Source organism: Pseudoalteromonas rubra (assembly GCF_000967655.1).
Lineage (GTDB): Bacteria > Pseudomonadota > Gammaproteobacteria > Enterobacterales > Alteromonadaceae > Pseudoalteromonas > Pseudoalteromonas rubra_A.
Window position 1 is genome coordinate 1 of the sequence record NZ_JXYA01000137.1, and the last position, 318, is coordinate 318.

Annotated in this window: 1 protein-coding gene; it reads left to right on the forward strand. The window is 45.3% G+C overall.

All coding sequences use genetic code 11. The features are described from left to right. Window positions 1-7 precede the first annotated feature (7 nt). On the forward strand, window positions 8-175 hold the full coding sequence (locus tag TW77_RS26080) for a helix-turn-helix domain-containing protein (protein ID WP_428838756.1): 168 nt from the start codon (window positions 8-10) through the stop codon (window positions 173-175). Window positions 176-318 lie beyond the last annotated feature (143 nt).

Below are 318 nucleotides of genomic sequence, written 5' to 3' on the forward strand. Positions count from 1 at the left end.
TGAATACTTGAAGGTCAGTCGCACAAGCGTGAACAAATGGGTGAAAGACTATCTTGATAATGGATTAGAAGGCCTGGAAGAACTACCTCGCTCGGGCCGTCCTTGCAAACTGGATGAGGCACAGCTGAATCAGCTTAAATCGACTCTATGGACCACACGGAAGGTGGTCGGCTAACACTAGAAGATATTCAGAAGTAAATATCTGTCCCTTTTCACATAGAATACAAGTTGTTGGCTGTTCACAGACTGTTGAAGAGACAAAATTTCTCATGGATCAGCAATCGGTCAATCCACCCAAAAGGGGATCAAGCTCGCCAG